A 23,466-nucleotide genomic window follows, 5' to 3' on the forward strand; every position below is an offset into this window, starting at 1 on the left:
TTTAAGCCTGGGCTCCGCCGTCATCTTTCGCCTCGAAGTCTTCCTTACTCCGTGCGCTTCTGGCACCGCTTCCCAGCTGGAGGTCTATTTCATGTTTATCCTCCAGAATCTGTTTATGTTCTTCTTTCAGCTTGGCCAGTACCGAGTCAAAATACTGCTTTTCCTGCTCAATGATGCTGTTATACATGTATTCAAGGCCGCTTAACATATTCTGTGTATACTGGAGAGCGCCGGTCTGCAGAGTCCGGGATGTTTCCCTGGCATGACTGATGATATCACCGGCTTCCGTCTCGGCGTTGCTGACGAGTTCCTCCGCCCGCATGTTGGCGAGGGCGACAATCTCGTTGTCATCGATCATGACTCCGGCTTCCTTGGCAGCATCCTGCACGATCCTTTCTGCTTTAGCTCTCGCATCGGCAATGATCGATTCTCGTGTCTGTATGATCTGGCGGCTCTCCGCCAGCTCTCTCGGAAGCTGTGTCCGCAGTTCATCCAGCATGGCAAGAAGTTCTTCTCTGTTTACCTTTATCATACTGCCTCCGCTTAAAACGCCAGTGGTTTTGCAGTTATCAATATATACTTCAATTTCATCAATCAACTGATCTATATTCATATGCTCTCCTCCTGAATCCCTTTCCCGGTACATTCCAGGTCATCTGTCTGTCCCGGCTGCCGGACCACATAATCCGGTTTCCTTCTATATATTTTATGATTCTGTCGATCCAAATGTGTCTCTTATTTATCGCCGACTTCCGTACTCCTGTGCTCGCCGATCTTCTCGTAAACCTTTTCCCTCACATAATTCGGTACGAACGGAGAAATATCGCCATCAAACATCGCCAGCTCTCTCACTGTACTGGAGCTAAGGAAAGAATATTTTGCGCTGGTTGCAAAAAACATCGTCTCCACGTCGGGATGCAGCTGTTTGTTGGTCTGCGCCATCATCAGTTCATATTCAAAATCGGAGACGGCGCGGATTCCGCGGACGATCACGTCCGCATGCATTTTTTTGGTAAATTCAATCAAAAGCCCCTGGAAGGATACCACCTCCACATTGGGATAATCCTTTACCACCTCCCGAATCATATCTACCCTTTCCTCAAAATCAAACAGAGGCGTCTTCGTCTGATTCTTCAGCACTCCAACGACCACCTTATCAAATACTTCCGACGCTCTGCGGATAATATCCAGATGTCCATAGGTGATAGGGTCAAAACTTCCCGGATAAACTGCTGTTGCCATAATTTTTCTTACCTTTCTCTTCCTGTAATAAAATGCACGGAAATTATTTTCCGATAAAAATGTGCTGATTTGTCTTATATTTTTTCTGCTTTATAATATGAAAATCCGTCTCTTCCAGGTAAGAAAAATCTGTTTCCAAATCCGCTTCCACTATGATCCTTGTCTCCGAATCACACAAAGATGACTTCTCAAGAAAAAGCAAAACCTCTTTTTCCAGAAGCTTCCCATAAGGCGGGTCCATAAAAATGAACGAAAACGCTTCTCCCTTTTTGTCGAGACGCTTCAGCGCATACATGACATTTTCTTCCATCAGCACAGCACGTTCTGCCAGATGGGTGTGTTCCAGATTCTCCCGGATACACCGGGCAGCCTTCCGGTTATTCTCCACAAAAACAGCCGCCCTTGCCCCCCGGCTCAACGCCTCAATGCCAATGGCTCCGCTTCCGCTGAACAAATCCAGAAAGCGGCTGCCTTCCACATCGTAGGAAAGCATATTAAAAAGGGTCTCTTTAATGCGGTCGGTTGTCGGTCTGGTATTTATTCCTTCTATAGTCTTTAACTTCAAATGTCTTGCCGTGCCGGCTATTACTCTCATCGTTTTCTTCTTCCCATCTGTTTTTTCATAATTGTGCCAATTGTTTAAGCATTACCTTTATTTTATAATATCCTTCACTTTTGTCAAGAAAAACAGCCGCCAATCCACCGTATTTTCTAAAGGCGCCGCACTATACTTTCCTCTCTGTCGGATGATTTGCAATAAATGTATACTAAAGCACCAGCTTCCTGCGAATCTTGCGGATCTCTTTTTTCTTGAGGCCCGCGGATAACAGATAATTTCTGAAGCTTCCATATTCAGTCATTACATGATCGTAGGCGGCGGCAATCCACTGAGGTCTGGAATATTCCAGTTCTTCCAGGCCGTCATGGATCCGAAGTTCCACATGGTCTCTTAAATATGTATGGGAGACCTGGTAATTTGCAATGATATCCTCCCTGGATACTCCGGCAATTCCCAGAAGCAGCATAGCGAGAATTCCTGTACGGTCTTTTCCCGCCTGACAATGAAACAGCACACAGCCGTCCTCATGGGCAAGAATGAACCGGAAAATCTGCGCCGCCATATCCTTGTATTCCACCAGATTAATATAGAACTGTTCCGGCTTAAAGCCTTCCTCTTTCACCGCACGCATGTCAAGTACCGTGTCCGTGATGAACGGCAGATTGATATAGGTCACATCCGGATGCTCCCGGAAAGGATTCGGATAAATGAGCGTCTCCTCTCTGCCGCGCAGATCGATGACCGCCCGGACTCCATATCCCAGAAGGAAATTCTTATCCTCCTCGGTGATATTGGTAAGATTATCTGTTCTCAGAAACTGATGATATTTTGTCACCGAGCCCTTTCTGGCGGCATATCCGCCCAGCTCTCTTACATTAAAGGCTTTTTCCATCGGCAGCCTGTTATAATCCAAAAGTGCATTTCTCTTCATAACTGTGTCTCCCTGTTTTCTCTTTTTAGAATCTCTCTGTGTCCGGGCAGTTTTCCCAATGGACCACTCACAGATTTCTCGCGTAATTCAAATCCTCTTCCAGAGAATACTGATGTATTTTTCTAAAATTATACCCTGACTTTTTCAAAAAGTCGACGGCTTCCGCCGCAGTTTTTAAAATATCCGCGTTTTCGTAAATGTCTCCCAGCGCAAAGTTCATGGTGCCGCTCTGGCGGGTGCCGAAGAACTCGCCCGGTCCCCGGAGCTTCAGGTCTTCGTTGGCGATGAGGAAACCGTCGTTGGACTTTCCAACCACCGACAGGCGTTCCAGCGCCTCCTGCTGTTCTGAGCCGGAGATAAAAATACAGTAGGACTGTTCTTTGCCGCGGCCGACACGCCCCCGGAGCTGATGAAGCTGGGCAAGACCGAACCGCTCCGCATTTTCAATGATCATCACCGTCGCGTTCGGCACGTCGATACCGACCTCCACCACGGTGGTGGAGACAAGAACCTGTATATTTCCCTCAGAAAACTGTTCCATGATCTCGTTTTTCTCAGCCGGGCTCATTTTGCCGTTGAGCGCCTTCACACGGATGGACGGAGGCAGCGCCTGCGCCAGCATACCCGCGTAGGAAGTGACATTTTCCACATCGAGAGTCTCGCTCTCCTCGATCATCGGGCAGATGACATAGGCCTGACGCCCGAGAGCCACCTGCTTCTGGATGAAGTTCCAGGCCGCCGGACGGGCGTTCTGCTTCACCACACAGTTTTTGATGGGCAGTCTCGACGCCGGCAGCTCGTTCATGACGCTGATATCCAGATCCCGATACAGGATCATGGCGAGGGTTCTTGGAATCGGCGTGGCGCTCATGACCAGCACATGAGGCTCCATCCCCTTGTGCATGAGCGCATCCCTCTGCTTCACACCGAAACGGTGCTGCTCGTCAGTCACTGTCAACGCCAGATTCTTAAACAACACATCTTCCTGAATGATGGCATGAGTTCCGATGACAATATCCACCTCTCCGCTCTCGCAGAGCTGTTTGCTCTTTCTTTTCTCCGCCGCCTTCTGAGAACCAATCAGAAGACCGACGCGCACGCCGCGGGGCTCCAGCATCTTCCGGAAGGATTCATAATGCTGTAACGCCAGTACCTCTGTGGGCGCCATGAGCGCGCCCTGGTACCCATTTTTCACTACGGCGTAGAGAGCCGTCATTGCCACGATGGTCTTACCGGAACCAACGTCTCCCTGGATCAGCCGGTTCATGGCGCTGGTTCCCGCCATGTCTCTGCGGATATCCTCAAGCGTCTCCTTCTGCGCGCCTGTCAGCGCATAGGGGAGCGATGCGATGAACTCCTTCACCTCGTCCCCCATGGTGATAACGTAATGATTCAGCGTCTTATGTTCTTTTTCCTGCAGCAATTCCAGAGCGCTGAAAAAGCGGAAAAATTCATCAAAGATAATCCGGCGTCTCGCCTCGATCAGCGTTTCGGACCCCGTCGGAAAATGTATCTCTCTAAGCGCCCGGTCCTCATCCAGCAACGAATAATACTTCTGTACATTTTCCGGAAGAAACTCCTCCGCCCGGTACATTTCAAAGGCCGCAGCCTGCGCCTTGCGCAAAGTTTTATTGGACAGACCGGCTGTCAGAGGGTAGACCGGCTGAAAGGTCTCCATCATCTCTCTGTATTTTGCTTCCGTGCAATATTCCGGCTGTTCCAGCATCACCCGGCCGTTCTTATAGACCGGTGTCCCGGTAAACACATACTTTTGCCCCTGCTTTAATGTGTTGCGAAGATACGGCATATTAAACCATCGCAAAAATATCTGTCCGCTCTCATCGGCAACCAGACAGGTGCATAATTTCAGCCGTCCGGCCGCTTTCAAATGTACCGGCGAAGCAATTTCAGCGAAAATGGAACACCGCACCCCGGTTTTTACCTCATTGACAAAAATGGGTTCCGGGTATGCCATATAGCATCTCGGATAATGATGCACCAGATCCTCGACCGTCTCAATGTGCAGCCGTTTCAAAAGTTTTTCTGTCTTCTCACCGATTCCTTTAATGTTTCTCACAGAAACTCCCATGATCTTCTCCTCATTTTCTTTTGTCAAATAATACCGAATGCTGTCTGCCAAAAAAAGGGAAAGCCGGCATCCCGTGTCAGCTTTCCCTTCCGTGATATTCGTTGTATCTTATTCCACCGATACCATGTAATAATAAATTGGCTGTCCGCCAAAGTTTGTCTCAATTTCCACATCCGGGAACATTTCTTCCACCTTCGCTGCAAGCTCTTCCGCCTGCTCGCCAGTGACATTCTCTCCATAATATAAGGAAATCAGCTCAGAATCCGCGTCCACCATCTGAGACAACAGATCCAGCGTAGTCTGCGCCACGTCAGTGCCCACTGCACGGATTCCTTCGTCATCAATTCCCATGATATCTCCGTTGCGGATGGTCTTTCCGTTGATAGTCGTATCCCGCACCGCATAGGTCACCTGTCCGCTCATGATGTTCTGGTAGCACTCTGTCATACCGTCCTTATTCTCTTCCACATCAACTTCCGGCATATAACCGACCATAGCAGCAATCCCCTGCGGAATCGTCTTAGTCGGCAGTACGATGATGTTCTTCTCTGCCGTCAGCTTCGCTGCCTGCTCCGCTGCCAGCACGATATTTTTATTATTAGGAAGAATGAAAATATTCTCCGCATTGACGTGATCGATGGCTTCCAGCATATCCTCCGTGCTAGGATTCATGGTCTGTCCTCCCTCTATAAGGTAATCGACGCCCAAATCCTTGAAGATCTCACTGAGGCCGTCACCGATGGAAACAGCGATAAAACCAATCTTTTTCGGCGGCTCTTTCTTTGCTTCCTCCTCGGCAAGAGCCTCTTCCTCCCGCTGGCGGGCGGCAACTTTCTCCGCATCCTTGATGAGTTTCTCCTCATGCTCCAGACGCATGTTATCCACCTTCATATTAGAAAGAGGACCGTAAGTAAGCGCTTTCTCAAATGCCTGACCCGGGTGATTGGTGTGAACATGTACTTTACAGATATCCTCATCTGCCACCAGAACCAGAGAATCACCCATGCCAAGGAAATATTCTTTCAGTTCCTTTTCTTCTTCTGATGACAACGGCTTGTTGAGCATGATGATAAACTCTGTGCAGTATCCGAACTTAATGTCTGCCGGCGGCACATAATCTCCGCTCTTTGCAGGAGTTACCGGCACGGAAACTGCCGGTCCTTCCGGAATCACGATCTCCGTTACCTTTCCCGTCAGAGCGTCAAGCACTCCCTGAAGCACTTCCATGAGACCCTGTCCGCCGGAATCCACCACGCCGGCTTCTTTTAATACCGGAAGCATCTCCGGAGTCTTCGACAACACCTCATATCCAAAAGAAACGATTTCTTCGCAATACGGAATCAGTTCCAGATCGGTTTCCGCTAATTCGGCTGCCCTTTCAGCCATTCCTCTGGCAACGGTTAAAATAGTTCCTTCCTTCGGTTTCATAACCGCCTTATAAGCAGTTTCCACCGCACGGTTAAATCCTGCGGCGATCTCTTTTTTGCCAAGACCGTCCGCCTTGGAAACAGACTTGGTAAAGCCGCGGAAAAGCTGAGAGAGGATGACTCCCGAGTTACCTCTTGCGCCCCTCAGAGATCCTCCGCTGATGGCCTTGCAGAGACTGGCGATCGTAGGATTGGAAATCTTCTCCACTTCTTTTGCCGCCGACAGAATCGTCAGGGACATATTTGTTCCCGTGTCACCGTCCGGAACCGGGAAGACATTTAACTCATTGATATATTCTTTCTGTTCATTAATGCGGTTTGCACCGGCTAAAAATAGTTTCTGAAAAGCTTTTGCATCTATGGTGTGCATATCCACAACATTTCCTCCTTAATACACATCAAATAATCTGTATATGTGAACCGTCCGCCGGCGATCAGTCGACAATGCGGACACCCTCCACAAATATATTAATCTTCTCCACGGTCATATCCGTGAACTTCTCCACTCTGTACTTGACACTCTGAATGAGGTTCTCCGTCACAGTGGCGATGGAAACGCCGTAGACCACAATAATATGGAAATCAATATAAATCTTATTATCCTGCAGTCTCACCTTTACCCCTTTTGTGAGGTTATCTCTCTTCAAAAGTCTTACGAGACCGTCCGTCATGTTGACGGAGGCCATACCTACGATGCCAAAACATTCCAGCGCGTTCATGCCGGCATATTTTGCAATTACTTCTTCATCTATTACAACCTGACCTAATTCCGTCTGCATCTGACCTTTCATATAAAATACCTCCATAATAATTAATCCAAAAATCCGCGCGTTTTACTCACCGATTCTTTCATGCGCGCCTCTTCTGGCAACATACATCAGTACACCGGGCGCATCTTTGGATATAGTATACCCTTTTTTATGAAAAAAAGAAACTCTAAAATACATTCTGTTATTATAAAAATCCTCACAGCTTCCCCTTTTTTGCATATCATAAAATGAAGAAAACAATTTGAGGGAGATTCTATGAAAAAGGTTTGCGGTTTTGGTCTTATGTGTTTCTCCCTGGGTTTATTCTTGAGCTGTTTTCTCTCCGGCTTCGCCATAAAATTCATTCTGCTGCTATCCGGCGCCGTCATCGGATATCTTCTGTTTCATGATCATTTCTGCTGAAAATTCACAACACATAAAACACACATGAAATGGCATGAAAAAAGAGGGAATCTGTTCGATTCCCTCATAATCTCACATCTGTATACTTGCTATATGCAATATGTCAAGCATTCATCATATACGGTAAAGGAGAAACTACGCGCGTTCTACTTTGCCGGATCTTAAGCAGGAAGTACAAACGTACATCTTCTTTGCAGCTCCGTTTACCTTCACTTTTACAGACTTGATGTTGGATTTCCACATCTTGTTAGATCTTCTATGAGAATGACTCACTTTGATACCGAAATGAGCACCTTTGTCACAAATAGCGCATCTTGCCATGATAGCACCTCCTTGCGTATATACTTAAGTCCCGTATGCTATTTGCCTGAAAAACAGCACACAAACAGACTTACAACGAGTCTATACTATCAGAAACGGCTTTAAAAAGCAAGAGAAATTTTTAAAAAATTCAAAACTTGCATTTCAGAACTAGCGGTGAATATGAAACGCCGCTTTTCCCGGGTAAACCGCTGACGCTCCCAGTTCCTCTTCAATCCTCAGGAGCTGATTGTATTTTGCCACTCTCTCGCTGCGGCTCGGCGCGCCGGTCTTGATCTGACAGGTATTGAGTGCCACCGCCAGGTCTGCGATGGTCGTGTCCTCCGTCTCGCCGGAACGGTGAGAGGTTACCGCTGTATATCCGGCATTATGGGCCATCTTGATCGCTTCCAGTGTCTCGGATACAGAACCGATCTGATTTAACTTGATCAGGATGGAATTGCCGCAGCCCATCTCAATACCTTTGGAAAGACGCTCAGTATTTGTCACAAACAGGTCGTCTCCCACCAGCTGAACCTTTCCTCCCAGCTCTTTTGTCAGCTGCTGCCATCCTTCCCAGTCTTCCTCATCAAGACCATCCTCGATGGAATAGATCGGATATTTTTCCACAAGAGCCTTCCAGTGATCAATCAGCTCCGCAGAAGTGAACTTCTTGCCGCTCTTTGGAAGAATGTATTCTCCTTTCGCGCTTCCTTTCCACTCGCTGGAAGCGGCGTCCATGGCAAGAACGAAGTCTTCTCCCGGCTTGTAACCCGCCTGTCTTACCGCTTCAAGGATGATCTCAATAGCCTCCTCGTCGCTGCCCAGGTCCGGCGCAAATCCGCCCTCGTCACCGACAGATGTGGCGAGCCCTTTGCTCTTTAAGATGGCAGCCAGCGCGTGGAACACTTCCGTACACCAGCGAAGACCTTCGCCGAATGTCGGAGCGCCCACAGGCATGATCATGAACTCCTGTACGTCCACAGTGTTAGCCGCATGAGCGCCGCCATTTAAAATGTTCATCATCGGCACCGGCAGACGGTTGGCGTTGACGCCGCCTAAGAACCGGTACAGCGGAATATGTAATGCCTTTGCTGCTGCGCGTGCAGCAGCGATGGATACGGCAAGAATCGCGTTGGCTCCAAGACTGGACTTATCCTTCGTGCCGTCAGCTTTGATCATCGCGCTGTCCACCGCATAAATGTCAGAGGCGTCCATGCCTTTCAGCACCTGTGCGATCGTTGTGTTAATATTTTCCACCGCCTTGGATACACCTTTGCCTCCAAAACGTCCTTTATCTCCATCCCGAAGCTCCAGTGCCTCGAACTCACCGGTGGACGCACCACTTGGCGCCGCTCCGCTTCCAATGGTTCCGTCAGTCAGCCAGACCTCTGCTTCCACAGTAGGATTGCCTCTGGAATCAATGATTTCTCTTCCGATTACTTTTTCAATCTCTAAATATGCCATAATTTTACCTAAATCCTTTCCCACGGATCCCTTCTGCCCCGTGTGCTCCTGTGAGGCAGAAGGAGTAACCATGATTCTTTCACACTGGTTAGTATGTCCTAACCATCACTAGATTATCATAATACACCAAGAAAAGTCAACGGCAAACCATGATTTTTTTCTTACTTTATTCTTACGGTCTGTGGCGCACTGAACGCACCGTAAATTTTCTTTCCGTTTTTCTTCTTCTCAAAAGCACGGACACGGAACATATACGACGAACCGGCTTTGATCCTTCTCGACCAGAATGTCTGTTTTTTCACCTTCGCGACAGCCTTATACTTTCTTGTTCTGAAATTATATTGGTAGATCTTGTATCCATCCGCCCGGACGGACTTCTTCCATGTAAGAAGCACTCTGCCCCGGTCATAATTCACGTCTGCTTTTACCTTCGGTCTTGCCGGCACGGCAGGAGCAGGATCTGAGAATTCTCCGTATATTTTGCTGCCCGCCGCGTCCGTCACAAAAGCACGGACCTTATAGTAGTAGATTTTGCCATCTTTATGCTTCACTTTTTTGCTGTTCCTGCGGGCGCTCACCCGCTCTTTGAGCGTGTAGTTTCCGTTTTTCTTCTTGCTTCGCCAGATCTCATATCCGTCTACGCCAGCTGCAGCTTTCCAGGAAACAATCGTTTTTGACATATTTTTATAAACAGCAGAAACGCCTGTCACCTTTGTCACGGCTGCTGCTCCCGTATCCTGTCCCTGATCCGGCGTTGTTGACGGCTCTTCTCCTTTATCCGGCTGAGCCGGTTTTTGCTGCACATATTCCACAGAAACCGGCGCCGCATTATTCAGGAACAGCGTTTCCATGGAAATGCCGCTGCTGTCCACGTACTGCACGACCGGCTGGACATCTCCGTCTTGCTGTTCATTTCCTGTCTCCGCGGAATCCTCACCGGCAATGCCTGCCTCGGCAGTGAAATCCTTTCCGTCTTCCGGCGTCAGAACGAGGGTTCCGATGACGGCGTCTTCGCTTCCCTGGAAAATATCCTGCTTCTGTTTGCCGGACAAAATCAGATCCACCACGTAGTTTCCTTCTTCGCCCTGGCTGACGGCAGCGTCCTGTACTTCACTGGTCAGCCCTTCCGCAAACCGAAACGACGGTTCTTTCATCTCCCCGCTCTTTACGGAAACGTACAGTTTCAGCCGAAGAGATGTGATAGTCTCTGTCTTCCCTTCCAGAAGATGCAGCGCCACAGTCACCTCATTGCCGTTCACCGTCAGATCAGCCGACGTGTCTGCCTGTACATTTACTGTAAAGGCAGAAAAAGCAAAAAGAAGGATAAATATACCAAACAGATTTTGTATTTTCTTTCTCATATTTACCTCTCTTCCGTAAATGTAATGGATGGAAGATCCTGCGGCACAGTAAGCGGCAGCGTATCGCTGACCACCCGCTCGCCTTCCAGGGTCAGAGCGTTATCCACGCGGTACAGCTCGCCCCGCACGGTGAGTCCCTTCACATCTTCTTCCTTCCATTTTCCAGGCTCCACATAGTAGACCCAGGTTCCGTTGGAGACCTCTCCCAGATTGCCATGCTCCGGCACATCGGCAAAGATCACTTGCTCCGCCTCCACGGACGGTTCTGTGCCAGCTTCCTCGTCTCCGTCACTGGCACCGATGATATTTCCTTCTTCGTCGTAGAGCATCACAACGTTATAGGCCGGATTACCCTTGTACGTTCCGGTAAATACGAGGGAACCTTCCGGTATCACATCTTTTTCACCGTCTCCGTAAGTATAATCCTCTGCCAGCACGCCGACCGCCGGCTTGCCGTCCCCTGTGGTCATAAATTCCAGATTATCTCCGCTCGGACCGCAGATTCCAATCTCATTGATGGTGACGTTTTCCGTCTCCGGCATGGTCAGCCGGATATATCTGGCGTCGTAGGTTCCGATCCAGGACGTTCTCTCGGATTCCTCCACAGCGTCAAACCAGATGGTCGTATATGCATCCGTGCTGCTTTCTGCCACACTGCCGCCTGCTGCGCTGTCATTCGAAGCAGCGACTTCGGTCTCTTTCACTGTTGTCCAGCTCTGACCGTCCCCGCTGACTTCCACGGTCAGCTTCGCAATATCCGAACCCATATATTTCAGTGCGGTAACTTCTTCCAACTTGTGCATATCAATGGTGATCTGCGGGGTATCCGCGTCTTTCTTTCCGGTATAAACGGCATCTTCTCCGGAGATATTATTATCAATAATCCGCACAATGCTCTTCACCTTCTCATGCTCCGCCTTGGACGGGTCTGAATAATAGCCGCTGTCCGGATCGTCATCCGAATGCTCGATCTCCACGTCAGCTTCGGAAACCATGTTTGTTTTCACCGTCCAGCCGTCTTTGGCAAGAAGTCCGTCGGTCTCAATCTTGACGGAGCCCGCTGATGTGACCGCTGCGTAATTTAAAAACTTATCAACGGCCTTCACCTCATACTGCATCACACGGTTGTTGATCGTCGATACCGTATCGACAAAGGAAGCCGTTCCGTCGTCGTTCGCCTCCACGAACCCCACCGGACAGGATTCTTTCTGACCGTTGCTGGTCATGGTCCGTATGATCTCATAGCCGAGGATCGCGTCGGTATTCACGCCGGCTTTCGGATTGATCGTGACGGTGGCTCTGTTATCTGTTGCGCTTACTTCCGCATCCGCCACGTTTTGTCCTGCCAGAGAAAGCTCGTCTTCCTCTGACTGATGATTCACTCTGTAATCTCTGGCGTCATCATTGACATAGTAGAGCGCCTTCTCCTCCGCCTCACCGTAAAGGGCGGCGTAAGCCTTTGTTGTCTCATCCGGCGTCATGCCCCAGCGCTCGAAGAACGGAAGAAGGTTTTTCTCCGCCGCGGCGCATGCCAGGCGCATCAGATTCTGATCCGCGTCATTTCCCAGGGTCAGAGTGCCCTTCGGCGCCTTGCCCGGATTTCTCGCGTAGGTATCCACTCTCGCGAAGAACAGATTATTCCACTGATCGTTGTAATCATCATAGATAGCTCTGTCATTCGTGTTGTCATCATAAGCCAGATGCAGCTGCCAGTAGAGAGCCAGCTGTACCGCCTCGCTGGACGCCCTTCCGACGGTACCGGAAGTTACCTTTTTGTAAACGTCCTCGTAATTAAAACGGGTTCCTTTTTCATCTTTCGTCAGAAGCTGCGCAAAGTAGTTGTTGGTAATCTCCGCGATGGCGTAACTATTCTGATTGATATTGTGGCCAATCTCATGGGCGATGCCCCAGCCAAAATCATCCCAGCTTTCTGCTCCTGTCAGAGTTGCCGAACCCCATTCCACGCCAATGTGATTGCCTGCCGCATACATAAACGCACCGGCAAACATCCGCATGTACCGGATATTAAGATGCTGTGACGGAAGAGCATTATTTCCCTTTTCCTTTACAGCCTCATTACTCAGACCTTTATGCTGATAGAACAGTGTCATGGTATTTTCCATGGCTTGAAGCGCCGTATCAAGAGCTTTCGCTTTTTCTTCAGTGGTTGTTCCCTTATCCTGAATGGTCGCCCATACCTGAGTGGCCGGAAGGGAGTACATCATCTTGTCCATCATAATGTCGGTGGCATTGAGAATACAGTTTTGCTCGTCGTATGTATAAGCCACAGAATTGCTGGTTTCTGCCTCGTGGAGATTCTCATGCTTGGTGGAAATCCCTCTTTGATACTCTTCCAGATCTTCTACATATTTCTTAATGGCGTCGGTTCTCTCCTGTCCGGTCTTCTTATACAGATCAAGAACCGGAATATCATTGCCGCCGTTGACCCGCACCGCGTAATTATCAGCGTCATTGTTTCCCGTGTAGACGATATAAAGCTGCCCGCCTTTTTCAAAATTATTGCTGGTAAGCTGCGGAATTGTAATTTCATTTTTACCCACCGTAAGATTCACAGTTTTGGAAACACTGGCAGATTCCGCGTGCTGCTGGGTCACAACCAGCTGCAGTTCCGCACGCTCTCCATTCTGTTTGGTCGGATGACCCACAATCACCTGGACGCTTTCTCCGGCATAGGCGGTCTTGCCCAGCGGCTGCCATGCATTCAGTCCGGTAAATCCCAGATGCGCATCCTTCTTGGCCGTGATCTCCGGATGTACTTTATATACCGGACTGAGAGTATTATTCAATAAAGCTCTGGCCGTCTGCAGGTCAAGCTTCAGTTCACTGTACAGCGGATGCTTTTCTCCTGTGGCCGCATCCGACTCTTCCAGTCTCTTTTCCAGGTCGGCAATAGTCTGTTCCTTCACAGCTTCTTTCAATGTGGTATGCGTTTCATCGGCATAAATGTCATTGATATCTCTTTCCAGATCATCGTATTGGTGGAAATGTATCTCTCCCACTTTCATGGCCGACATGTCCCACCAGTCTCTTCCGAGGCGCATGTGAATCTTGTTGGCTGTGATCGGATGGCTGAACCGTACAATGTAATATTTATTATTATTGGCGTCCCGTTTTTCAAGAAGCTGCGCCCGCACGCTCTGCTCCTCTGAGCCATGAGTATCGTTCCAGTAACGTACCTTAACCAGATTCATGCCGGTCTTCTGGTCCACGGCGCCAAAAGTGAAGTAACTCATCTCGTATTCTTGATCCAGGGTGACTGTCATGCCGTTGGCCAGGCTCCCGGTATTATAGGCGCCATCATCCCAGTTTTCAAGAATCCAGTAAGACTCATAATTATCATCTACCAGTCCAAGACCTCCCTTGTTCTTTCCTTCATCCAGAGGACTTCCAACCATTTTTGCACCATAGACGCCGCCGATGGTCGCATCTTTGATATGCGCGGTCAGCTTCCCAGGACCGTTGGAATTGTTGATCAGATGATAAGCAGGAAGAACCGGAGGAACGCTTTCCATGGTGGAGGCAGTCACAGTCAGAGAAGGCTGTCCCCATCCAAGCTCGTTCCAGCTTTTTACATAGATTTCGTATTCTGTGTTGTTGGAAAGATCAGTGATGGTACGGGAAGTCTCTTTGATACAGTTAGTTCCATTTTGGTCCTCCACAAAGCCGTCTTTAACCGGCTGGAACTGCCCTTCCCCTTTCTTTCGGTAATATACCATGTATCCGTTGGCGTCATCCATGGCCTTCCATTTAACTGTTATGGTGGCGTGGCCGCCCTCGGCCGTCACATTGTCCGGAGGCGCTGGAAGACTCTGCGGCGCAGGGATTCCTGTTACCGGATCGGACCACGGACTGGTCCAGTCTCCGTTTACAGAACGCACCTTGATGGTGTACTCGCCGTAATTCTTCAGCTTCTTTCCATTGATGGAAGTGATACGATGGGTGATATCCGCCACGCGCACGATCTGTTCCTCTACATTTTCCTGATCCTTTACAGGACCGGAGATAGAAACCTCATATCCCGTCACGTTGGTCTCTCTGCTCCAGGATACGGTCAACGCCTCATTGTCTGCGTCCACACTCCGGATCTCAGGCACATCAAGCTCCGGCGCCGGGATACGGCTTGCCATATCGTTGACAAATTCTACTTTTGCAATCTCCATCAGGCTGGAATTTTTCTTTGTGGTTCCGGTAATCCTGATGCTGACTCTCTTGACGGCAATCTGGGTGCCGAAATTAATATTCAGAGAACCGTTTTCATCCACTGTCACCTTGGCCCCGCCAAGATCAGAGGCCCGCAGGACATTTACCGCTGCTTTCGCGCGGCTGTTCCGGGCTGTGACACTGGCAATGTTCTCTTTGGCCGACGCCTTCGCGCCGCTTCTCGCTGCCGCTCCGGACTGTTTCGGCATATCTTCACCGCCCGTATTTTCCGTGGCGATAGGAATCTCATACTCCCCTTCCGATCCGTCTTCCCGCACGTAAGTCAGGGTGATATTTCCCTCGGCGATATTGTTGACCACATCGCCGTTCTCCTGCTCCACCGGCGCCTGAATGGTGATTCCCTCCATGACCGGTGCTTCCTCCTCTTCGCCCGCCAGGGTAAATTCCAGGCCCACCGGGTTGGCCTCAGAAATCTCGCCGCCGGCAGCAGAACGGATGGTGACGGTTCCGCCGTCTTTTATGAGATTATCCAGGTCTCCTTCCACATGAGTCCCCACTGCCGCAGCAGGAACGGAATTCAGCAGACTCTCCACGGTAGAGAGCTGATGCTCTCCGAGGCTCTGCACCAGATACTGCAGATCCATCAAATCTACCGCCTGATTGCTGTTCAGATCCGCTGCCGCCTCATATCCGCCAGCATGAAGGTTATCAAGCACCTTCTGTTTGTCCTGGTCATTAATCGTCTTATCGCCATTGACATCCCCGAGCATAATCCAGCCGGGATGGGCGTCGCTGCCCGTATGTACCTGTGCGGAATACACCTGGATTCTTGCGATCCGGTCTTTCTGCACCTCCACCTTCTGGGTGTAATCCGCAAACTTTCCGGCAGATACCACCACTGTATATTCTCCAGCCGGCATCTGCTCAAAACGGGCGGTCTCCGATGAAATACCCTCTCCGCCCACGCTCAGAGATTCGGTCCTGGAATAATCATTCTCACCGGACACCGAAACCTTTACGTTGCTCAAAGCCTGAATCGGAAGAGCGGAAACAACCCGCACCTCAAGGATTCCGTCAGTCTTCTCCTGTGTCCCGGCATCCTGTCCGATTATGCCGTCAATACTTTCTTCCCGGATTCCGGCGTCCTCTTTCACCACGCTGCCGGTATTTTCTTCCGGAACTCCGGCATCCTCTTTCGCCACGCTGCCGGTATTTTCTTCCGGAACTCCGGCATCCTCTTTCACCGCGCTGCCGGTATTTTCTTCGCCGGAAGCCTTCCCGTCATCCTCCTGTTTATCGGCATCATATCCTGTGATACCTTCGGGCTCATCCTTATTTCCTTCCATGCCGCTCCAATCATCCATTATGATCATATCGGTTTCTTCCGCCAAAGCTGGAAGAGCCGTGCCGGGCAGCATTTGCAGCATCAGGCACAGGACAAGCACCCATGCCAGTTTCTTTTTCATACATTTCTCCTTTCTTCTATCTGATATTTATGGTAATGGACCCGGCCAAAACCTGCCCAATATCCATCTTTGATACGCCTGTCCGGCTTTTACTTTTTGAGCGTATCGCGTCACACTATATCATATCTGTATATAAAATACAAGCAAAGGAAATAATTACCTGTTTGACAGGGCACCGTTCTCCATGTAACAAAGAGTTCTGCTCGGCAGAACTCTTGCGCCGAGCGCGGTCGCTTTAGCGACAAAGTTCGTTTGCGCGCGAGTGCACATCCCGCCCGGAGGGCTTTTATATTATAGGAATTTCAGCGGAATTTCCTATAATATAAAAAAATGCTCTCTTTCAGAAAGGACAGCTCCATGTCTGTCCACACACCGAAAGAAAGCATTTTCCTTTATCTTAAAGATCTTCTCTTACAGAATCATTTTGCGCTTCTTCGTCCACCGCTTTTTTAACGACCGGATCCTCTTCCCCGCCGCCTCCTTTAATGATGGAGGAAACTTTGTTCACCGCCTCCGGAACCATATCAAGCACCTTCGTGATCGCATCCTGATTTCTCACATTAACGAGTTTTGTCTGTCCGTTTTGTATCACAAGAATCGCACTTGGGGACATCTTTCCACCGATGCCTCCCGCACCATTATTGGAATTATCTTTGCTGAACGCACCTGCACCCATGCCAAAAGAGACATCCACCAACGGCAGAATAATCGTATCGCCGATTACCTGCGGCTCGCCGACCACCGTCTTTGTGGAAATCACATGATCGAGTCCCTGAAATAATGATTGTACCGTCTGGTCAAAATTGTTGTTTGCCATAATTCCCTCCTGTTATAGTATCCTATAGAATCCTATCGTCATCTTTATATCACTGTAATACCTGCCGGACATCCTGTCATAACATCTTTCTGATAAGATTGCGGACATCCCGGTTCATAAGAGCTGTAATGCCTGTATACAGAAAAAAACCTAAATGAATCCTTCCCTTTCCCTGACAGTCCGCCGCGAAACACTGCTGCTGAAAATCAGGTTCCAAAGTGAACGAATTCTGATACTTCGGATAAAATAAAGCAGCTGCACCTGTCACCACGCCCGTTGCCGCCGGATCATCAAAGCCAAACCGGATGTACCCCCGGAGTTTTCTTGGCAGGATATGCCTCGCTATCTTTATTATAATCGTTTTTGCAAAATCCATCAATTGTTTCCCATTGTATTCTTTCCACACAGCTTTCAGTTTCTCTATTTTCTTTTTTAATGAAATCAACCGGCTTTCTTTCTGTGTTTTTTTCTTTTTTCGGGAAACATCCGAATCCTTCCGTGGCTTTGCCTTCTTTTCCGCATTATCTTCTGTCTTCCGGACATCGCTCTGTACCGGCTGCTGCTCTTTTTCCTCCGTGTCAGTCTTCTCCGGAAGGGAGACTTTCCCCAGCTCCTCCGGTTCCGACGTCTGATTTTGTTTATCGGACGGACTATTCTCCTGCTGATCTGCTGTTATCTTTTGTTTTTCCTCTTTCTGCTTCTTTTTATCTTTTTGTCGCTTGTCTTCCTGTCTCTTTTTCTTTCTTTTATCTCTGTCTTTTTTTTTCTGCTTTTTCTCCAAAAACTCTTTCTGGTTGCCCAAAATCTGATATCCGAATATTCTGACCCGGTAATCAAACACTTTATCTATGTAACTGGCCTTTATATACAAAATCGCTAAAAGCCATGTTACCTTAACCTGTCCTCCGGGAAAAGTATCTTCATCTATATTAAACCGGAAAGAATACCGGATCGGCATTGCCAATATGAGAATTATCAGACCTACCGCCAAAGCCAGAAGAATCCCTATTATTTTCAGCAGAATGAGTAATACATATAACAAATTCTTCCTCCCATGACTTTAAATCATTTCCAGATACTGTTTCATATTAAATATATCACCTTTATTATACCCCTTCTGCACAAGATTTAAAACAATCTTCCCGGCTTCTTCCCTCGAACCGGAGAGCCCCAGGAGCCTCAGCTCACTTTTCAGATAAAAAGAATGTCTTAATTCCAAACCGCTCAGAATGTACATCAGATTTTCATTTTCCACCGCTGTAGTAATGCCGTACCATACGGGATATCCACAGGGCTTCTGCTCGCGGATGGACTGCAGAATGCTGTCCGCCCGATAGGCGATGCTTTCACCGATAATGATATTGTCAGAAATCGTCACGGATATCCTCCCCTTTTTATCGTCTTGTCCTGTTGTAAATATTACGCCGTTTCCGGTATAACGCCGCAGGACCTTTTTCACCCTTACGACTCTCCCATACGAAAGACCCGGATCATATTTGTTGTATACGGATTATTTTCCTTTGCAGCAATACCTGCCGTCATGATGCAGACATCTCCATCCTTCACAAAAGATTTTCGTCCTGTTTTTTCTACCGCGGAGAGAATCAGATCGTCCGTGGTGGTGATCTCCCGGATCTTTACCGGATAGACGCCCCAATACAGCTGCATCCTCCGCATCACCCATTCATTGGGAGTGACGCCGGCGATAACACAGGGCGGCCGAAAGTTGGACAGATACCGCGCCGTCGTTCCGGTCATGGTCGCCGCGATGATGCAGGAAGCCTCCAGCTCCTCGGCAGCCCGCACAGACATATGGGCGATAGTACTTGAGATGGTCACCCGGGATTTGATATCCCGCTGCCGCTCCAGAAGATGCCCGCTCAAATGCTGCTCTGTCTCCTCCGCGATCTTCGCCATCATATTTACAGACTCCACAGGAAACTTTCCCGCTGCCGACTCACCGGACAGCATCACTGCATCGGTGCCGTCGTAGATGGCGTTGGCGACGTCCGCCGCCTCTGCCCGGGTCGGACGGGGATTACGCATCATGGAGTCAAGCATCTGCGTGGCGGTGATCACCGGCTTCATTTTAAAGTTACATTTCTCAATGATTTTTTTCTGGAGATACGGAACCTCCTCCGCCGGAATCTCCACTCCCAGATCACCCCGGGCGATCATGATTCCGTCGGCACTGTCTATAATCTCATCGATATTCTCGATGCCCTCTTCATTTTCGATCTTTGCGATGATAAATACATTTTTGCCAGCGCTGTCACAGATGGCGCGGATGCTCTCGACGGCTTCCCGCCCCCGGACAAAGGAAGCGGCAATAAAATCAATGCCTTCCTCCAGACCGAACCGGATGTCCTCTTCATCCCTCTCTGTGATTGCCGGAAGATTCACCTTCACGCCGGGTACATTTACTCCCTTGTTGGACTTCAGTTCCCCGCCGTTTATCACCCTGCACAAAAAATAATCCTTCCCCGTCTCTTCTACTTTCAGCCGGAGAATCCCATCGTCAATGAGAAGCAGCGTCCCTTCCTTAACCGCATCCGGGAGGGGTTTGTAACTGACGGAAAAACATTCCGCTGTCCCCATCCTGTCATCCGTCGTGACGCGGACCACCGTGTCTTCCCGCAGGGTGACGGAGCCGTTCTCCATCTTTCCGGTGCGGATCTCGGGTCCCTTCGTATCCAGAAGAACCCCGACAGGAACTCCCAGCTTCTCACCTGCCCGTCTTACCATGGCGATCCTTCTGTGATGGTCTTCCTTTGTGCCATGGGAAAAATTCAGCCTGGCAATATCCATCCCAGACTGAATCATTGTCATTAACACCGGCTCCTCATCGGTAGCCGGACCCAAAGTGCAGATGATCTTCGTCTTCTTCATAGATGCTCCTTTCCAAAAACGGCGGAACAAAAAGACAGAAAACTCATCTCCCTTATGCACTCTTTACTTCACATGGGTATGTGTGAAAAGATGCTCATTGCAGTATTCGTAATTGCCGTTACATTTGGAGCAGTACCTGAATTCCAGATTCGGATCGTCAAGCTCTGTCCTGTGGCAGACCGCACACCGATGTCTGGCGCCTCCCGCATTCCGGGACACCTCTCTCTTATACTTAATCTTCCTGTGCACTTCCTTCGGAGACACCCTTCTGTAATTTCTCGTGGAGAAATAGAACAGAAGGAAATTAAGAAGACCGACCACGATAGCGATTCTCGTGCCAACGCCTCCCTGTATAAAAGAACCTGCCAGCAGAACCACATCCAGAATCGCCAGCCATTTAACCTTGACCGGGATGATACCGTAAATGTAGACGCGCATCTCCGGAAAGATGGCCGCATACGCCAGGAACATGGACAGGTTCACATAGTAGGTGTCCATGAAAATGAACGGAGACCGGGTAACCGCATAAGCAATAAAAGCTCCTGCAATCGTACCCAAAACTCCCACTAACACATACATATTAAACTTAAACGTACCCCACACCTGTTCCAGCGACTGGCCGATGGAGTAATAAAACAACAGCACAAATACAAGAAAAATAATGTTTGTAGTTGGCGCCGCCACAAGGAATGTGACGATTCTCCATGGCTGTCCGTGCAGAATCAGATACGGGTTCAGACTCAGATACTGATAGTAAAATGTCCCACGGGACATAATGTTGAGAACCGCTCCCACGGCATACAGCATCACGATATACAACGGCAGATTGGTTATGGCATATTTTCCAAATTTTCGTTCCAGCCGATATAACCAGTTCAATATCAATTCCTCCTCTATTATGTTCTTACTTTCATTGTTTTATTCCTGCTATGTTGACATATACGGATCCTCCAGGCCGTCCGCCTTTATTATCCTAAAACAAAGAGTTCTGCCAGGCAGAACTCTCTCCGGGCGCGGCCGTCTTAGCGACATCTGTCAACACGTTAATGTACTGACACATTCCTCCGCATGCGAATGTGCCAGTACATTAGCGAAACCTTTTTGTTCTTCCGATAAAAATTCCAGCTATGAGAGTCACTATCAGAGACAGTCCGCAGATAATCCAAAAACCAAGGGGATGCGTGGACAGCGGAATACCTCCCACGTTCATTCCGAAAGCACTGGTAATAATATTAGGTATTGTCAGCACAATCGTAATAATCGCCAAAAACTTCATGGCAATGTTCAGATTGTTGGAAATCACGGAAGCGAAGGCATCCATCATTCCGGTCATGATATCACTGTATATTTTTGCCATCTCAATGGCCTGCTTATTTTCGATAATAACATCCTCCAGCAATTCCTCGTCATCCTCATATCGCGGGATAGATGTGTTACGCATGAGCTTCTCAAGTACCACTTCATTTCCCCGCAGAGATGTGGAAAGATAAATCAGACTCTTTTCCAGCTCCAGCATCTCTATAATCTCCTGATTTCTCTGAGAAATGTGAAGACGCTTTTCCACCTCATCGCTCTTCTTCTCAATGATACGCAGGAACTGCAGAAACATAGCTGCATTACGATACAGCATCTGATAGAGGAACCGGGTTCTCTTCTGTGTTTTGAAGTTGCGCATCCTTCCATCCATGAACACTGCCAGAATCGGTGTATCAACGAGACAGACTGTAATGATATTCTCATCGGTAATATAAATACCAAACGGGATAGTGTAAAAGTATTCCTTCCCCTGCCTCTCTTCTGTTGTTGGTATATCGAGAATGATCAATGTATAATTTTCTTCCACTTCGATACGCGAACGCTCTTCTTCATCGAGAGGTCCCTTTAAATCGTCCAGATCAATCAGAAAATGTTCTGAAATATTGATCAATTCATCCTGGGTCGGATTCGTCAACGCAACCCAGCTTCCTTCCTCTGCCGCAGGAATCTTCAGGACCTTCCCATCCACTGTTTTAAATATTCTTATCATGAGATTTCCCTCTTTCAGCGTTTGTCTGTTTTACGGCAATACAACAGGAGGGCCCGTCTGAACTCCTCACATCATGGAAACCGCTGGTATCATTATAAAGAATATAATATCCTTTGTCAAACCCGAAAAAGCAAAAAAGAAGGAACCGTTCCCCTCTGTCAGATTCCGGTTCCTTCTATATTATATAGTGTATTTATTCTGCTGTATTTATTGGTTATATCTTAGTAGTTCTCTTTTCTCACTTCAAAGAAGCTCTGAGAATATTTACATACCGGACATACCTCCGGAGCTTTCTTTCCGATTACAAGATGTCCGCAGACACGGCACTCCCACATGGTCTCTTCGGATTTCTCGAAGACTTTCTGCATCTCTACATTATTAAGAAGTGCAAGATAACGCTCCTCGTGCGCCTTCTCGATAGCTCCGACTTTACGGAAACGCTCTGCAAGATCATGGAAGCCTTCCTCATCAGCTTCCTTAGCCATACGATCATACATATCTGTCCACTCATAGTTCTCGCCTGCTGCAGCAGCTGCAAGGTTCTCTGCTGTAGTTCCGATGTTGCCAAGCTCCTCAAACCATACGCGGGCATGTTCCTGCTCGTTGCGGGCTGTTTTTAAGAAAATCTCAGCCAGCTGGTCGTAACCTTCACGGCTTGCCACATTTGCAAAGTATGTGTATTTATTTCTTGCCTGGCTCTCACCGGCAAAAGCTTCCATCAGGTTCTTCTCTGTCTTTGTTCCTGCATAAGGATTCTTAGATTCAGCCGGAGCCTCCTCCTCGATCTTCTCAAAAACAGATGCCGGCTGTTTACATAAAGGACATACGAAATCCTCCGGCAGTTCACCTTCATAGATATAACCACAGATTGTACAACGATATTTTACCATAGTAAGTTCCTCCCTGTTTTTCTTTCCGTTTTACGGTTCCCTTAACAATAATGAGAATCGTTACTATTATATTACCACAGGAATTTGACTTGTCAAGATTTTTTTCCTGTTATTTTCTGGCAGGGAGGAAGCTTTCCATATTTTATGACTTTATCTTTTCTGCAGGAACCAGTAAAATTGTCCCCGGACGAAGCGTAAGATTAGAAAGAACTTTATTCACCCTCGCCAGTTCTTCAAATGACATGGACAGATTCTTTAATATATCGCCGACAGTTTCATTTTGTTTTACCACATACGGGCGGAATCCAATCTGTCCCGGCGTCTGATCGGACGGTATACAGATTTCATCTCCCGGCTGCAAATTATATATATCAACAAAGGGATTCAAATCCAGAAGAACGCGAACTCTCGTATGATGCTTCCTGGCTATTCCATACAGAGTGTCTCCCGGCTCCACCACATGCACAGGGCCGGAGCAGCTTTTTTTGTTGCACATACTTAAATAGATTTTCTTGTTCAAAACAATCCCCTCCATCTTTCTTTACATTAATGTATGTCGCAGGGATGATTTTTGTCACAGAGTATTTTTTTCGAATTTTGTTGTATTTTAAAAAAACTTCGTTTATAATAATTCCTTGAATCACAGAC

The 23,466-nt window shown here is 48.3% G+C and carries 19 protein-coding genes; all 19 read right to left on the bottom strand.

The window, feature by feature from the left end:
- Position 1: 1 nt before the first annotated feature.
- Positions 2–613 (bottom strand): hypothetical protein, encoded by a 612-nt coding sequence (locus B5F87_RS02500; protein ID WP_087276275.1) that lies wholly within the window; start codon positions 611–613, stop codon positions 2–4.
- A 122-nt stretch (positions 614–735) separates the two neighbouring features.
- Positions 736–1,242, bottom strand: coding sequence for a pantetheine-phosphate adenylyltransferase (gene coaD, locus B5F87_RS02505; RefSeq protein WP_087276277.1), 507 nt, complete (start codon positions 1,240–1,242; stop codon positions 736–738).
- Positions 1,243–1,285: 43 nt separating this feature from the next.
- Positions 1,286–1,837: a 16S rRNA (guanine(966)-N(2))-methyltransferase RsmD gene (gene rsmD / locus B5F87_RS02510; protein ID WP_087276280.1), complete on the bottom strand. Its 552-nt coding sequence runs from the start codon at positions 1,835–1,837 to the stop codon at positions 1,286–1,288.
- A gap of 172 nt (positions 1,838–2,009) precedes the next feature.
- Positions 2,010–2,732 (bottom strand): tyrosine-protein phosphatase, encoded by a 723-nt coding sequence (locus tag B5F87_RS02515; RefSeq protein ID WP_087276284.1) that lies wholly within the window; start codon positions 2,730–2,732, stop codon positions 2,010–2,012.
- Positions 2,733–2,799: 67 nt separating this feature from the next.
- Positions 2,800–4,872: an ATP-dependent DNA helicase RecG gene (gene recG / locus B5F87_RS02520; protein ID WP_343215718.1), complete on the bottom strand. Its 2,073-nt coding sequence runs from the start codon at positions 4,870–4,872 to the stop codon at positions 2,800–2,802.
- A gap of 57 nt (positions 4,873–4,929) precedes the next feature.
- Positions 4,930–6,624, bottom strand: a complete 1,695-nt coding sequence (locus tag B5F87_RS02525) for a DAK2 domain-containing protein (protein WP_087276290.1) — start codon at positions 6,622–6,624, stop codon at positions 4,930–4,932.
- A 58-nt stretch (positions 6,625–6,682) separates the two neighbouring features.
- A complete protein-coding gene (locus tag B5F87_RS02530; protein ID WP_087276293.1) occupies positions 6,683–7,039 on the bottom strand; it encodes an Asp23/Gls24 family envelope stress response protein in 357 nt (118 codons plus the stop codon).
- 516 nt (positions 7,040–7,555) lie between these two features.
- Positions 7,556–7,741, bottom strand: a complete 186-nt coding sequence (gene rpmB / locus B5F87_RS02540; RefSeq protein WP_087276298.1) for a 50S ribosomal protein L28 — start codon at positions 7,739–7,741, stop codon at positions 7,556–7,558.
- A 150-nt stretch (positions 7,742–7,891) separates the two neighbouring features.
- Positions 7,892–9,187, bottom strand: a complete 1,296-nt coding sequence (gene eno / locus B5F87_RS02545; RefSeq protein WP_087277281.1) for a phosphopyruvate hydratase — start codon at positions 9,185–9,187, stop codon at positions 7,892–7,894.
- A 161-nt stretch (positions 9,188–9,348) separates the two neighbouring features.
- Positions 9,349–10,548: a hypothetical protein gene (locus B5F87_RS02550; RefSeq protein WP_087276301.1), complete on the bottom strand. Its 1,200-nt coding sequence runs from the start codon at positions 10,546–10,548 to the stop codon at positions 9,349–9,351.
- Between the two features lie 2 nt (positions 10,549–10,550).
- A complete protein-coding gene (locus tag B5F87_RS02555) occupies positions 10,551–16,196 on the bottom strand; it encodes a fibronectin type III domain-containing protein (RefSeq protein WP_087276303.1) in 5,646 nt (1,881 codons plus the stop codon).
- Between the two features lie 397 nt (positions 16,197–16,593).
- Positions 16,594–17,013: a GerW family sporulation protein gene (locus B5F87_RS02560; protein WP_087276306.1), complete on the bottom strand. Its 420-nt coding sequence runs from the start codon at positions 17,011–17,013 to the stop codon at positions 16,594–16,596.
- Between the two features lie 76 nt (positions 17,014–17,089).
- A complete protein-coding gene (locus tag B5F87_RS02565) occupies positions 17,090–18,055 on the bottom strand; it encodes a DUF2953 domain-containing protein (protein WP_087276309.1) in 966 nt (321 codons plus the stop codon).
- Positions 18,056–18,073: 18 nt separating this feature from the next.
- Positions 18,074–18,391, bottom strand: coding sequence for a hypothetical protein (locus B5F87_RS02570; protein ID WP_158096925.1), 318 nt, complete (start codon positions 18,389–18,391; stop codon positions 18,074–18,076).
- Positions 18,392–18,474: 83 nt separating this feature from the next.
- Complete coding sequence (gene pyk / locus B5F87_RS02575) at positions 18,475–19,902, bottom strand: pyruvate kinase (protein WP_087276316.1); 1,428 nt, start codon at positions 19,900–19,902, stop codon at positions 18,475–18,477.
- Positions 19,903–19,965: 63 nt separating this feature from the next.
- On the bottom strand, positions 19,966–20,781 hold the full coding sequence (locus tag B5F87_RS02580) for a hypothetical protein (protein ID WP_087276319.1): 816 nt from the start codon (positions 20,779–20,781) through the stop codon (positions 19,966–19,968).
- A 208-nt stretch (positions 20,782–20,989) separates the two neighbouring features.
- Complete coding sequence (locus B5F87_RS02585) at positions 20,990–21,928, bottom strand: magnesium transporter CorA family protein (RefSeq protein ID WP_087276321.1); 939 nt, start codon at positions 21,926–21,928, stop codon at positions 20,990–20,992.
- A 221-nt stretch (positions 21,929–22,149) separates the two neighbouring features.
- Positions 22,150–22,818, bottom strand: a complete 669-nt coding sequence (gene rbr / locus B5F87_RS02590; RefSeq protein WP_087276324.1) for a rubrerythrin — start codon at positions 22,816–22,818, stop codon at positions 22,150–22,152.
- Positions 22,819–22,960: 142 nt separating this feature from the next.
- Entirely contained in the window at positions 22,961–23,338 is a 378-nt protein-coding gene (locus tag B5F87_RS02595; RefSeq protein WP_158096926.1) for a LysM domain-containing protein, read from the bottom strand.
- Positions 23,339–23,466: the final 128 nt, after the last annotated feature.

Source organism: Eubacterium sp. An3 (assembly GCF_002159465.1).
Classification (GTDB): domain Bacteria; phylum Bacillota; class Clostridia; order Lachnospirales; family Lachnospiraceae; genus Anaerobutyricum; species Anaerobutyricum stercoris.

Excerpts from the sequence above, each read along its gene's own strand:
- B5F87_RS02550 (WP_087276301.1), bottom strand. The coding sequence starts at position 10,548 with ATGAGAAAGAAAATACAAAATCTGTTTGGTATATTTATCCTTCTTTTT.
- B5F87_RS02530 (WP_087276293.1), bottom strand. The coding sequence starts at position 7,039 with ATGAAAGGTCAGATGCAGACGGAATTAGGTCAGGTTGTAATAGATGAA.
- B5F87_RS02585 (WP_087276321.1), bottom strand. The coding sequence starts at position 21,928 with ATGATAAGAATATTTAAAACAGTGGATGGGAAGGTCCTGAAGATTCCT.
- rbr (WP_087276324.1), bottom strand. The coding sequence starts at position 22,818 with ATGGTAAAATATCGTTGTACAATCTGTGGTTATATCTATGAAGGTGAA.
- rsmD (WP_087276280.1), bottom strand. The coding sequence starts at position 1,837 with ATGAGAGTAATAGCCGGCACGGCAAGACATTTGAAGTTAAAGACTATA.
- rpmB (WP_087276298.1), bottom strand. The coding sequence starts at position 7,741 with ATGGCAAGATGCGCTATTTGTGACAAAGGTGCTCATTTCGGTATCAAA.
- B5F87_RS02560 (WP_087276306.1), bottom strand. The coding sequence starts at position 17,013 with ATGGCAAACAACAATTTTGACCAGACGGTACAATCATTATTTCAGGGA.
- coaD (WP_087276277.1), bottom strand. The coding sequence starts at position 1,242 with ATGGCAACAGCAGTTTATCCGGGAAGTTTTGACCCTATCACCTATGGA.
- B5F87_RS02500 (WP_087276275.1), bottom strand. The coding sequence starts at position 613 with ATGAATATAGATCAGTTGATTGATGAAATTGAAGTATATATTGATAAC.
- B5F87_RS02555 (WP_087276303.1), bottom strand. The coding sequence starts at position 16,196 with ATGAAAAAGAAACTGGCATGGGTGCTTGTCCTGTGCCTGATGCTGCAA.
- eno (WP_087277281.1), bottom strand. The coding sequence starts at position 9,187 with ATGGCATATTTAGAGATTGAAAAAGTAATCGGAAGAGAAATCATTGAT.
- pyk (WP_087276316.1), bottom strand. The coding sequence starts at position 19,902 with ATGAAGAAGACGAAGATCATCTGCACTTTGGGTCCGGCTACCGATGAG.
- B5F87_RS02515 (WP_087276284.1), bottom strand. The coding sequence starts at position 2,732 with ATGAAGAGAAATGCACTTTTGGATTATAACAGGCTGCCGATGGAAAAA.